The organism is Geoalkalibacter subterraneus, from assembly GCF_000827125.1.
Lineage (GTDB): Bacteria > Desulfobacterota > Desulfuromonadia > Desulfuromonadales > Geoalkalibacteraceae > Geoalkalibacter_A > Geoalkalibacter_A subterraneus.
The window spans coordinates 2,482,986-2,495,322 of sequence record NZ_CP010311.1 but is presented as its reverse complement, the minus strand read 5'-3'; the positions used below and the strand labels follow the sequence as shown (position 1 = coordinate 2,495,322).

General features: G+C 58.1%; 9 protein-coding genes and 1 pseudogene. 8 read left to right on the top strand and 2 right to left on the bottom strand.

Translation table 11 applies throughout. From position 1 onward, the window contains the following. Positions 1-36 precede the first annotated feature (36 nt). Together GSUB_RS11590 and GSUB_RS11585 are read right to left on the bottom strand one after the other, a co-directional pair. Positions 37-1,215, bottom strand: a complete 1,179-nt coding sequence (locus tag GSUB_RS11590) for a glycoside hydrolase family 3 protein (RefSeq protein WP_052465076.1) — start codon at positions 1,213-1,215, stop codon at positions 37-39. A gap of 30 nt (positions 1,216-1,245) precedes the next feature. Then, entirely contained in the window at positions 1,246-1,524 is a 279-nt protein-coding gene (locus GSUB_RS11585) for a hypothetical protein (RefSeq protein WP_040200916.1), read from the bottom strand. Positions 1,525-1,682: 158 nt separating this feature from the next. Here GSUB_RS11585 and GSUB_RS11580 point away from each other — a divergent pair, with 158 nt between their 5' ends. The 8 genes and pseudogenes from GSUB_RS11580 (at position 1,683) to GSUB_RS11530 (ending at position 12,116) form a co-directional block, all read left to right on the top strand. Continuing rightward, on the top strand, positions 1,683-3,062 hold the full coding sequence (locus tag GSUB_RS11580) for an SH3 domain-containing C40 family peptidase (RefSeq protein ID WP_052464886.1): 1,380 nt from the start codon (positions 1,683-1,685) through the stop codon (positions 3,060-3,062). 297 nt (positions 3,063-3,359) lie between these two features. Next, on the top strand, positions 3,360-3,821 hold the full coding sequence (locus GSUB_RS11575; RefSeq protein ID WP_040200915.1) for a DUF3015 family protein: 462 nt from the start codon (positions 3,360-3,362) through the stop codon (positions 3,819-3,821). Between the two features lie 67 nt (positions 3,822-3,888). Continuing rightward, positions 3,889-5,766, top strand: a complete 1,878-nt coding sequence (locus GSUB_RS11570; protein WP_158414078.1) for an Lnb N-terminal periplasmic domain-containing protein — start codon at positions 3,889-3,891, stop codon at positions 5,764-5,766. An 81-nt stretch (positions 5,767-5,847) separates the two neighbouring features. Next, entirely contained in the window at positions 5,848-6,231 is a 384-nt protein-coding gene (locus GSUB_RS11565) for a glutaredoxin family protein (protein WP_052464884.1), read from the top strand. A 215-nt stretch (positions 6,232-6,446) separates the two neighbouring features. Next, positions 6,447-6,616: pseudogene (locus GSUB_RS20115) on the top strand (hydroxylamine reductase); the annotation flags it as partial. 159 nt (positions 6,617-6,775) lie between these two features. Then, complete coding sequence (locus GSUB_RS11540) at positions 6,776-9,430, top strand: type VI secretion system Vgr family protein (protein ID WP_052464882.1); 2,655 nt, start codon at positions 6,776-6,778, stop codon at positions 9,428-9,430. Between the two features lie 5 nt (positions 9,431-9,435). After that, the gene (locus GSUB_RS11535; RefSeq protein ID WP_040200909.1) at positions 9,436-10,947 is read left to right on the top strand and encodes an alpha/beta hydrolase; all 1,512 of its coding nucleotides are present in this window, start codon (positions 9,436-9,438) and stop codon (positions 10,945-10,947) included. After that, entirely contained in the window at positions 10,944-12,116 is a 1,173-nt protein-coding gene (locus GSUB_RS11530; RefSeq protein ID WP_040200908.1) for a WD40 repeat domain-containing protein, read from the top strand. Before GSUB_RS11535 ends, GSUB_RS11530 begins: the two co-directional genes overlap by 4 nt. The last annotated feature ends 221 nt before the right edge of the window (positions 12,117-12,337 follow it).

Genomic DNA, 12,337 nt, shown 5'->3' with positions numbered 1-12,337 from the left:
CCCGGGGCGGTTTCTGGTTTGTTCAACGACCGGAGTTTACTCCTGCGGGAGATTTTCTTCAATTGAGGATGTGAGCCGCTCTTTGAGGCGCATGATGCGGCGGTAGGATTTGTCGATACGCGCCTCGTCGAGTTTGCCGCTGTGCACCAGGTCGCGAACAATCGCCGTGGCTTTGGCAACAATCTGTTCGTCATATTCCAGGTTGTTGCCGAAAACAAGGATGTCGACGCCTGCCTCGATCGCTTTGTGGATCGCAGCCTGAAGGCCGTAATGATCGGCGATTGCCCCCATCTGCATGTCGTCGGATATGACCACCCCGTCAAACCCCAAATCTTTTCGGAGGATCCCTTCAATGGTGCGTTGGGAGAGGGTGGCGGGATAGTCCTCGTCCAGGCGGGCATTGAAGACATGGGCTGTCATCACGGCATCGGCCTGCCCCTCTGCAATAATCCGGGCGTAAGGTTCGAGTTCATCTGCGGTCCAGGTATCTGTCACATCGGTAAATCCCAGGTGCGAATCGGCGCGAGAGCTGCCATGCCCTGGGAAATGTTTGAGGGTGGTGAGTACGCCCGATCGGTGGTGCGCCTTGATGAATTCCGCCGCATGCTGCGTGACCTTCTGCGAATCGGATGAAAAGCAGCGGTCGAGTTTGGCAATGACCGGGTTGTCCGGATTGGCGCAGAGGTCAACTACCGGTGCCATGTTCAGTCCGATGCCCAGACCTGAGAGGGTTTCGGCCAGCTGGCGGCTGTGGTGTGCCGTCTCAGAGAGATCATCTTTCTGACCCAATTCCCGGTGAGAGAGAGTCGGCGGGGAGCCGTAGCGTTCTTTCAGTCGAGCGACGCGACCCCCCTCCTGGTCGACGGCGATCAGCAAAGGAGTCTTCGACGCAGATTGCAAAGAGGAAATCAGCGCCTTGACCTGGCGTGGTGATTCGATATTTCGCACCGCCTGTTTCTCAACGACATCATAATCGAAAAGGATCACCCCGCCCAGGTTGTGTCGGCGGATGTCGCGCATGATAAAATGATCCGGCCCGACCGTCATGCCTCGAAACCCCACCATCAGCATCTGGCCGATGCGGGCTTCCAGAGAAACTTTCTTTCCAGTAATGGAAGCCCCGGATGCCGGGTTGAGGCTGCCGAGCCAAAAGACCTGGCACAGCAGGATCAGAATCAGCCAGCGGGGCGGATTGTTGTTTCTGATACAATTCATCCGGGGCATGCGGAATCCTTTTGTAGAAAATTATACCGGGCTGTTTTCGTACACCGTGCTGGAGAGATCAAGCTTCTCAGTGCCGTTGTCGAGATGCAGTTGGGGAACGGCCGGGGCCGTTTCGGCAACCAGGCGGCCGCGCCGGATGACGTAGAGCCGCTGTGGTCGCAGGCGGATGGCATCGATGGTGCGGCGGGCCTTGGCATCTATGGCGGAGCCGATCTCCTTGATGCGTTCTCCATGGATTGCAACATCGATTCCGCTTTGCCCGTCGGGCAGTGCGGCATTGCGGATCAGCAGGTCGATCATGGCCAGCCTCCTGGCGACTGGTAGTTGGAAAAAAATTAAATATCGCTAAACTTTCTTTCGAAAAGTACCACCAGGTTCTGCACAAGTCAAACAGGTGATCAGAGGTTTTTAAATGCACGCCGGATTGGTATGATGGGCGGCGGAGGATGTGGGAGCTTATGCGCAGTCAATTGAAGAAATCTCTGGCGGTCTCGGTTCTTGCCGCTTTTCTCTTTCTAGCCCCGGGCTGCATTCCTGCCTTGGAAAAGATTGAGATTGCCGACCTGCAGCGGATGCCGCAAACCCCGCTCGCCTATGTTGACGAGGCTGGCGGAGATCAACCTCTTAAGCCCGCCGAAAGACAGCAGCATCGGGCGGTTGAATTTCTGGAGCGCTTTTTTGCTCCCTGGCATACCGATGGGCCCTTTGATGAGACCCGCAACCCTTTCTGGGCGGTGGAATGGGCTTGTGAAAATGAGGTCTTCGGCGAAAATTTGCGGCCGGTGGAGAAGGGGCGGATCAAGGAATTGATCGAGCAGGCTGCAGCTTCAGACTATCCGAGCCTCAGCCGTCGCGCCGTCACCGTGCGCCGCTGCGATCTGCGTGCCCTGCCCACTGACAGCCCCCTGTTCAATGACCCGCGCACGCCCGGACAGGGCTTTCCCTTCGATTACCTGCAGCATGGCGCGCTGGCCGCCAACACGCCGCTCCTTGCAACCCATCTGAGCGAGGATGGGACCTGGGTGTTCGTCGAGACCCCGCTGCTTTATGGATGGATGCCGGTGACCGACCTTGCCTGGGTGGATGAAGAGTTTGTCGATACTTTTGAAACCGGGCGCTATCTCGCATTGACCCGGGAGAATCTTGCCCTTTTCGACACCGAAGGCATTTACCGTTTCAGCGCCGGCATAGGGACTGTTCTGCCTCTGATCAAGACAGGGGACATGGAATATGAGGCATACATCGCCGTTGCCGACGCAGATCGCCAGGCGTTGCTGAGAAAAGCCCCGATTCCAACTGAAGCAGGGGACGTTTTCCCGCTGCAGTTGACTCCCCGGCGTATCGCCACCCTGGCCGATGCCATGATAGGCCAGCCCTACGGATGGGGGGATCTCTATGGCAACCGGGATTGCTCGGGTACGGTCAAAGACCTGTTTGCTCCCTTCGGCCTGTGGCTGCCGCGCAATTCTTCACAGCAGGCCCAGGTCGGCGAGGTCATGTCATTGGAGGATCTTGCACCTCGCCAACGGGAGAAGCGCCTGCTGCAGGAGGGGATTCCCTTTGTGACGCTGGTGCGGCTGCCCGGTCACATCATGCTGTACCTTGGCGAGCACGAGGGGCGGGCGGCGCTGTTGCACACTCTCTGGGGGGTGCGTACGAGGACACTGACCAACCGTGAAGGGCGCTGGCTGGTGGGCAAAACCGTCATCACCGGCTTGGAGCCCGGCATGGAGCGGGATGGTTTTTTTCTCAGTATCAGCCCGCTGCTTGAGCGTGTTGAAAGCATGAATATCCTGGTTCCCTGGAATCAGCAGAAGAAAATTGATGTGGGAAATTGAAGACGTTCGTTGGCTGCTCCATTCGAGTTGGACCACAGGAACGATTCTCACGAGGGTTGCTGCGAATACGCGTATCCCGGCGTGTCTGACGGGATTCTTGACAGATGAAAAATATCCTCTAAGATAACTTGCAGTTTGTAGGCTGTTAAAGTGATAGCGATATTTGGTGAAAGCAGTACAAAAAGTCGGACTATGATATCGGAATGCAGGCGGCTGGCATGGCTTTTCGTCATAACGGCTGTCGAGGGAAAGGCCATGGGGGCGTTTCTCGATTTAATATTCAAATGGAGGTTGACTATGAGAAAACTGGGAGTGGCGCTTTGCGCCGCCGTGCTGATGACGTCTGTTTCAACTCTGGCCCTGGCGGCACCCTACGGGACTGCGGGCTGCGGCCTGGGCTCGGTGCTGTTCAAGGATGAGCCGGGCGGTGTGCAGATCTTCGCCGCGACCACCAACGCGACCTTCGGCAACCAGACTTTCGGCATCACCACCGGCACCCTCAACTGCGGTGACCCGATCTGGGTGACCGGCAGCGCCGAAACCAAGCAGTTCGTCGCGCACAACATGGACGCTCTGGCGGCCGACATCGCTGCCGGGCAGGGTGAAACCCTCGACGCTTTTGCCGAGCTGATGGAAGTTCCCGTTGACCAGCGTGCGGCCTTTGCCGAGACCCTGCAGAAAAATTTCGATCAGGTTTTCACTTCCGACCAGGTGGTGATGGCCGAGGTGATCGACAACACCGCGCTGCTCACCCGCTGATCCCGGTTTGAGCATGTATGAAAAAGTAAAGGCATGCGGAGTAACTTTTTCCGCATGCCTTTTTTTCGTGTCCGTCTCCCTGCTTGTCCTGTTGCCTTCGGGCAGTGCTGCCGGGACGGGACCGTCGATCGATGCAACCTCCCTCAAACGGATGGTGCAGGAACGTGCCCTGGCTGAAGAGCGCCTCTGGCACGTTCTGATGCACTATCGCGCCAAGGGCAGCGGATATGAGAGCCTGGTCGATGACCCGGACTATTTCTTCGCTCCCCGGGGCAAGATCGATCCCGCTGCGGAGCTGGCCGCTTCCGTCGAGGCAATGCTTGCGCCTCCCGACCAGGGGGATGAGCACTTCATCTGCCGCTACCCGGCCCGCAGCGAATGGCTGGTGGAGTCGCTGGATGTCGATCCGCAAATTCTCTCGCGCCCCGATTGCGTCAAACGCGACGAAGCTCTCGCCAAGGTCGATCCACAGTCGGCGGTGCTGGTTTTCCCTGCCGCCCATAACAACGGCCCGGCGTCCATGTTCGGCCACACCCTGCTGCGCATCGGCAGCTCATACCAGAGCGAACTGCTGTCCCACGCCATCAATTACGCGGCGTTTTCCACCGACACCAACGGCCTGATCTACGCCTTCAAAGGGCTTTTCGGACTCTATGACGGCTATTTCACGGTTTTGCCCTACTACGAAAAGCTCAACGAGTACAGCTCGCTGGAGCATCGCGATGTGTGGGAATACCGGCTGAACCTGGAACCTGAAGAGGTGCGACGCCTGGTCCTGCACAGCTGGGAGATGCAGGGGATCGCCTCCGATTATTTCTTCTTCGATGAAAACTGCTCCTTCCTGCTGCTCTATCTGCTCGAAGCGGCCCGTCCTGAATTGAACCTGACGCAGCCGTACTATGATCGGTTTTCCTTCTGGGTGATCCCCTCCGATACCATTGTGTCCGTCAAAGAAGCCGGGCTGGTGGAGGAGGTCAAATACCGCCCCTCGCTGGCAACGCGCATCGAACACAAAGCGTCTCTGCTGGATGAATCTGCCCGCCGCAAATCTCACGCCATTGCCGTCGCGGGGGCGTCACCCCGTGAACTCGCCGAGAATTATTCACTTCAGGAACAGCGTCAGATCCTTGATCTGTCGGCGGAGTACCTGCGATACCGCTTCTCCCGCAAGGAGATTGAAGAAGATCGTTACAAGAAGCGCTATCTGCCGGTTCTGGCCGCACGCAGCGCTCTGGGAACCGAGGATGAGATGGTTGAAGTACCACGCCCCGTACCCCCGGAGCTGGGGCATGCCCCCGGGCGCTGGGCGCTGGGCGCCGGTGCGCGCGACAGCCGCTACTTTCTCGAATTCAACTGGCGGGCGGCCTATCATGATCTGCTCGACCCCGATGAGGGATTCACGCAGGGCGCCCAGATCAATTTCATCTCACTGAAGGCGCGCTATTTTCCAGAGCGCAACAACCTGCGTCTGGAAAACCTGCACCTGGTCGATATCTTCTCCCTGGCGCCGCGCGACCTTTTCTTCTCTCCCATTTCGTGGAAGGTGCGCGGCGGATTGGAGCGCAAGCCTTTTACGGATGGCGAAGATCTTCTTTACGTGGGGATCAATACCGGTGGCGGGATGGCCTGGAATCTGGGCCCGGACGCTCTGCTCTATCTGATGGCCGACGCCGACCTGAATCTCAGCGACCGTTTCCGAGATAAAGTGTCCCTAGGGGCGGGGCCGACCCTGGGTTGCCTGCTGCAATTGACCAGCGACTGGAAAGCACATCTGCACGGCGGCGCCCTGTTCTACGGTTTCGAAGAGCATGAACACTATCGTGCCGTGTTGGAACAGAACTACCGCTTGTCACGTGAAGGCGGAGTCACTCTAAAAGCCGGCTGGGAGCGTGCCTTCGACCAGTCCAAGGCGGAAATCATGCTGTCCCTGAACCGTTACTTCTGAACCGGAACTTCTGCTTTTCTCTCCGCCTCAGCTTCTCCGCGACTCTGCGTTGAAGCTTTAAGCCTTTACAAAGGATGCCGGATGAAAAAAGGACTACTGCTGCTCTTCCTGCTTCTGGCGGGATGCACGACTCTGCCACCGGCCGATCCCAGTATTAGCGTGCCGCAGGTGCCGGAAGGGGAGGTTGTCGTTTATATCAGGGACGGTTGCCCCTATTGTGCCCATACCCTCGATATCCTGGCCGATGCCCTGATCGTGCCGCATCTTCGCAATATCACGACGAGCCGCCAGGCCTACCAGGAACTGCTGGCCATCCACCGCATTCATTTTCCGGACCAGGAGCCGATCGTGCCGGTGATTCTGACCCATCAGGACATTTTAAGGGGATATAACGCCCAGTCGCTCAATGAGCTGCTGGCGGGAGAAGAGATCAGCGACCGGGAAAATCATCAGTCTTGCCCCTGAACGGTTCGATGCAGTTGTTCTGCGTTCAGGCTGCCACGGGCCAGCCCTTCGGCCAGCCGTGCAATCAGAATGCCCCGTTCCGCCTGATGCAGCAGGCAGCGGGTTTCAAACACAGCCGCCTCGGCATCGAGAACATCGCGGATGGCGCCGCGGCCGGCGTTGATGACGAAATCGAGCATGAGGATGGCGTTGTTGACGCTGGTGCCGTGCAGGCGGGCAAGGCGATCCTGGTTTCCGGTCATGACCTCAAGCTGCTCGAGGAACTGCTCAAACAGACCGAAGGCAAGGGGATCAATATCTACACCCATGTGGAGATGCTGCCGGCCAGCACGGTTTTCCCGGCCTCAAGAAATATCCGCATCTGGTCGGCAATTTCGGCAGCGCCTGATTAATACAGGGGGGCTCCGATTCTTCGGAGCCCCCGTTGATCCCGCCTCCTATTAGTAAAATCCTTGATTTTTTTCTGCAGCACGAGTATTAATGAGCCCCTGTGCGCTTATTGCTGCAATTTTTACTGAAATGGTTTTATCCCTGGAGGGGGAGCATGTCATCGATTTTCAACTCTGCCCGCCTGTCCGTCGAGGTGGGCGGCCTCGATCTGTCCGCTCTGGCTCTTTCGGGCCGAGAAGGACTTTCCCAGCCTTTCTGTTATCATCTCGATATTCTTACTGCACCGGAAATCTCCTGCGCGCAGCTGCTCGATCTGCCGGCGCGGATTTCGATTGTCGGCAGCGACGGTGGTTGTCGCATCATCTGTGGCGTGGTGACCTCTCTTGAGGAAAAAGATCCCCACCATGATGGCTGCCGCTGTTTCAGTCTCACCGTGGAATCTTCTCTGGCGCGTCTGCGTCTGCAGCATGACACGCGCATCTTTCTTCATCAGAGTTTACCGCAGATTCTGAGGGCGGTCCTGGCGTCACACGGAATCGTCGATGACCGCCTGCGCCTGCGCTTGAGCCGTCATTATCCAGTGCAGCCCTGGACACTGCAGGTCAATGAGAGCGATTTTGATTTTATCTCTCGCCTGCTGGCCCGAGCGGGGATTTTTTATTGGAGCGAGGCGGGCACCGACGGTGAGTTGTTGTGCTTCAGCGACCATAATGGGAATCTCTGCGAGCGGCCCGGTGCAGCGCTGCAATATCGGCCTGGGGCGGGGATGGAACCTGAGAGCTGCGGCGTGCGTGCGCTGCAGGTGCGCCGGCGGATGGTGGCCGATCTGTTTGAGGTGCAGGAGAAAAGCCGGCTGCAGCCTTCCTGTTCCCTGTACGCGCAGGCTTCAAACGGCGGGCAGGGGCGCATGCGCCGCTATCGGTACGCCACCGGTGTGGAGGATCTCAACGAAGCCGAGCAGATCGCGCGCACCGAAGCGCAGCAAGCGAAGGCTTGCAGCTTTGAACTGCAGGCGCAAACCGACGTGGCCGATCTGCGCGTCGGACAGGTTATAAGCCTGGACGCTGGCGTTTTCCTGCAACAGTATGGTGATGATTATCTGGTTCAAGAGGTGAGCCTGCAACTGAGCCAGCGGGCGGGCGCCCAGGCCGCGGGGGACGATCTGGCCTTGAACTGCGAGGCAAATCTGATCCCCCGCGAGATCCCTTTCCGGCCCCCGTGGCCTACACGCCCCCGCATCCCGTTTACCTTCAGCGCGCGCATCGAAGGCAGTGGGACCTATGCTCCCCTCGATGAACAGGGACATACCCCGGTTCGCGCCCATTTCGACCAGGGCGCGGCAGCACTTGGTGAAGCCAGTATCCCTCTGCATCGCCTTGCGCCTCTCGGCGGACCGCCGGGGGAGCAGGCTTGCGGCTGGCACTCGCCGCTGCGCGATGGGGCCGAGGTGCTGCTGAGCTGTCTCAACGGCGATCCCGACCGTCCCGTCCTGATGGGCGCGCTGCCCAATCCGGCCACACCCAGTCCTGTGACAGGGGACAATCCCGCGCAGAATATCCTGCGCACAGCCGCTGACAACCAGCTGCTCATGGATGACCGCCGCGAGCATGAGGTCATAGGGCTCTCCACCTTCGCCGGTAATAATATCCTCGAACTCAACGCCACAGCCCTTGGTCATCGCATCGCGCTAGCCAGCCACCAGGGCGCCATGCAGATACGGGCCGAAAAGACGCAGAAAATTCAATGCGGCGACAGCCTCACCGAGCAAAGCGGCAGCGATCGCAGTCACACCGTCGAAAATCGTCATGCCACCCGAACCCGCAGCGCCGAAATCCATCATCAGGCCGCCAGCGATCACCGTTATCAGGCCGCCTCAAACCTGAACCTGGAGAGCGCCCAGAACACCGAAATGACAAGCGCCCAGTGTCTGCGATTCGATGTTGCCAGGGGGCAGAATCTCACCGTGCGCGGCCCCGAGGCGACCTTCAGCGTTCTCAACGGTGCCGTTCACATTCAAGCGGCCAGGAAGATCGACATTCAGGGCCAGGGCGGCGGTGATATAACCTTTTCCCAGAACGGCGGCGGCTTCATCGTCACTGCCGCAGGCGACGTGCGCATCTACGGCAAAAGCGTGAGCTTTGCCGGCCAGGGCGGCGCCTGTCTCAACGGACCCACCAGTTACCAGATCGGCGGGGCGGAAGCGATGCCGGCGACGGGTGTTGCCAAGCCGCTCGAGGCGCAGGCGATCAATGTGTTGGCGCACGAGGGGGATGCCTGCATCGTCTATCCGGCCTGGGGCAGCCAATCCGTGCCCTTGGGTGAGCCAGCTGAAGCGCTGTTCACGGTCAAGAATTTTCGCGGCGGTGAAGGCGGTGAAGTGCGTATTTTCGAGGTCAATGCCGATGGAAGCAGCCGCCAGGTCGACCGGATCCCCTTCACCCTCGATGACGGCTTCGGCCTTTATCGTCTGTCTTGGCAGCGCTCGGCGGAGCAGGTTCAGGAAGATTTGTACAACGACGCCAACGCCCTTGATCCGCAGCCCCTCACCTACGTCTTCGAGGTGGTCGTCGGCGCGGCCTGCTCGGCGCGATCCCCTGGACTGCACCTCACCACGACACTGATTTTCACGCCCAGAAATTGGGAGGGCTTGCCCCTGCACGACGGTGGTGCCTATCATCTGGTCGATGCAGGCGGGCGTTGCCACGTGTCCCAGATTCGGGCAGGAGAGGTCATTTTCGAGAAAGTCCCGGTCGGTCCCTGGCAATTACTGGCCGACGGTGAACCCATGTTTTTCGAGGCCGGGGAGTAATGCCCATGAGTACCCAACTGACAAACCCCTCCAATGAGGCGATCATACGCATTGCCAGCCCCCGTCCGCGCTGCACTTCTTGGGACGTTGCACCGGCCGTCATCGTCAATGCGCGCGAAGATCGCCAACCCGGCGCCGATCCCTCGGCACGCGATCTCTTACGGGAGGATGAACTCCGCTACTTTCAAAAAAACGGCAACAACGCCACCATTTTCATCCATGGATTCAATGTCCCCTATGGCCGTTTCTCCCACCATGTGCAATTGTTTGACTGGGGCCACGACATCTTGCGAAACCAGACCATAGCCCCGCGGCTATCCTATAACGACAAGTTTGCCACCACATATCGCGACCGCGACACCCTGGCGCGCCAATACCGTCGCTGGCAGGAACGGTATCCTCATCTGTATGCCGGCATCGACCTGGAGAATCTCAACGGCAGTGATGGTCACAACTGGTTCATCCACATGGAAGACAACCTCAACCGCGCCACTGGGCTGTTCAACCGCGACGACTACCGCAAATTCACCCGGATGATTCATCTGGCCTGGTCAGGCGATGTGTTTGCGCTCGACTACATGGCCGCAGAAAGCAGAGCCAATGATGCCGGTTTCGTACTGGCCGGACTCATTGATCAACTGGTCGGCGCAGGCATCGCCGTCAACATTATCGCCCACAGCTTGGGCAACCGCGTACTGCTGGTCGCCATGAATCTGCTGGGCCAAATGCCCGGGCGCCTGGAGTGCATCGCCCACGCCTTCATGTGGCAGCCCGCTGTGCCCGACACGGCCCTCTCCAGCGATCCCGGCAAGGACTCGAGCGTCCTGCGCAACTGGAACTTCATCCACGCTCATCGCGCCGCCAAGAAAATCGTCGTGCTCCATTCCAACCGCGACAATATACTTGGGCCCCATGCCGACGATCAATCTTTCCAAGAAGATCTTGCGGCGGGGGAGTGGCGGGAAGCTCTGAGCGGAAAAATGGGGGGCATTTACAATGTTGCGACCATTGCGGGTGCGCCGGGCACGGAGGTGATTTCCTCGCCGACGCGCGCCCCGGTACAAAAAGCGAGCAACTGGATCCAGGACAATCTACCAAGGATCGAACAGGCACTTCAGGAAGAAATCGCCCGGGACGGCAACGGCCTGTTCACCGACCATCTTCTGCCCAGGCGGTACGAATACGCGTTGCCGGGCCTCGGCGCTATGTTCTATGGTCAGCGCATCACCCGGGAGATGGCCGTCGACTCAATGAAAACCTTTCGGGCGCTGGCCCGGACCGAGTACGAGAACAAAAAGCCGCGCCCTGCCATGGGGTATGAGGGGCCAGAGATTGAGAATGATTTGTTTGTTCGGCGTATGCGAGACGAGGGCAAGCTCGCCTTGGTCAACCAAAACCTCTGGCTGTTCAGTCATTCGGGGATGAGGATTCCAAGCGACTTGCTGTTTGCGAAGGTTTATCAGGACCGGATTATGGCATTGCTTCTTGATTCTACAGGGTTTGGAGCCTACCGATGAAGCGTTTCGCAGCCTTAATCGCTATTTTTTCGCTCCTGCTTCTGGCGGGCTGCCGCTCAGATGGGCAAGCCACCCAGGCGGCTCCTTCAATTCTCATGGTCGTGAGCGTTTCGGCGGACGGCAGGTATGCCGTGAGTTCACATCAGGACAACCGTTTGATACTCTGGGATATTGAAAATCGCACCAAGCAAGTTTTGGCGGACAATAGCAATATCTACAGTGCCTATTTCGTCAAAGGGCGCGAGATCATTGTCTGGCAGGATTTGGACGATGTGGTTTACGTCCAAAACCTCGACGGAAAAATCGTCGAAACTTTCAAGCATTTTCCCACTTATGGACATGTCTTAAGTGCCGATCTCGGCAGATATGTTGCCAGTGACGCCACCTGGAATATCTTTTTTGGACATGGCGAAGACTTGCAGCCCATCAAGCAAGACGGCAATTCGCCGAGTTTTCTCGGCACCGGCAAGCTAATCAATCTCACCTTGTCACCCGATGCGCGATATTTATTGTCTGCTGGAAGCGGTCTTGATACGCGCGACAAGAAGCCAATCCAGGAGACTCCACCAGTCAACCCCGAGCAGATTTTCAGTAATTACGCCGGTGTGGTTCTGTGGGAATTGCCGTCCGAGCACCCACTTTTCAAATTCCCCGGAAACTCCGTCAAAACCACAGCCACATTGAGCCCTGATGGCAAATTTGTGGTCGGCGGCTGCGAGAATGGGCTTGGTTTTGCCTGGCGCACCGACACCGGTGCAGAAGTCCATCGCCTAGCCAGTCTTTTCCATGGAATCTGGACAAAGGACACAAGTGACAATCCTGACAAGTGGTACGATAAAACAGGTCTGATACCAACGCCCCCCGACCTCAACTCCAATGAGGCGATTCTAACCATTCGCTTTATTGATGCCGAGCATTACCTTTGCTTTCTCACCAATTCTCCCTACGCCGTGCTCTACCACATCAACAGCCCCCTGCCGCTGAAATACCTCTACCTGGGCCGCGACCCCCTGCCCGCTGTGCGCGACTACCATCGCAACGCCGCCATGGACACCGCACCCGAAGCGGGCATTCTGGTCATGGGCCAGCAGTATGGAGGCGGCATTATTGTTTATAAGTACGATTCCGAAACGAAGGAACTCAACAAGATGTGGGAGGCGGATCGGTAGGAGGCTGTTGCAGCCAGTCGCCGGGTATTGGGAAGACAACCTCAAACGCGCCACCGGGGAATTCGACCGCAGCGACTATCTCCATACCAAGGGACGCTGGTAACTTTTGTAACTTTTTGTGTTTTTTATGTAATCAGGAGGGAGCCATGCCACGTCAGCCAAGAATCCATGCTCCGGGTTTAACCCATCGCGTCATGGCTCGAGGCATCGAGATGTGCAAG

What these genes read in the sequence shown, in the direction of transcription:
- GSUB_RS11590 (WP_052465076.1), bottom strand. Translation starts at nt 1,215, where the DNA reads ATGAATTGTATCAGAAACAACAATCCGCCCCGCTGGCTGATTCTGATC.
- GSUB_RS11585 (WP_040200916.1), bottom strand. Translation starts at nt 1,524, where the DNA reads ATGATCGACCTGCTGATCCGCAATGCCGCACTGCCCGACGGGCAAAGC.
- GSUB_RS11580 (WP_052464886.1), top strand. Translation starts at nt 1,683, where the DNA reads ATGCGCAGTCAATTGAAGAAATCTCTGGCGGTCTCGGTTCTTGCCGCT.
- GSUB_RS11575 (WP_040200915.1), top strand. Translation starts at nt 3,360, where the DNA reads ATGAGAAAACTGGGAGTGGCGCTTTGCGCCGCCGTGCTGATGACGTCT.
- GSUB_RS11565 (WP_052464884.1), top strand. Translation starts at nt 5,848, where the DNA reads ATGAAAAAAGGACTACTGCTGCTCTTCCTGCTTCTGGCGGGATGCACG.
- GSUB_RS11540 (WP_052464882.1), top strand. Translation starts at nt 6,776, where the DNA reads ATGTCATCGATTTTCAACTCTGCCCGCCTGTCCGTCGAGGTGGGCGGC.
- GSUB_RS11535 (WP_040200909.1), top strand. Translation starts at nt 9,436, where the DNA reads ATGAGTACCCAACTGACAAACCCCTCCAATGAGGCGATCATACGCATT.
- GSUB_RS11530 (WP_040200908.1), top strand. Translation starts at nt 10,944, where the DNA reads ATGAAGCGTTTCGCAGCCTTAATCGCTATTTTTTCGCTCCTGCTTCTG.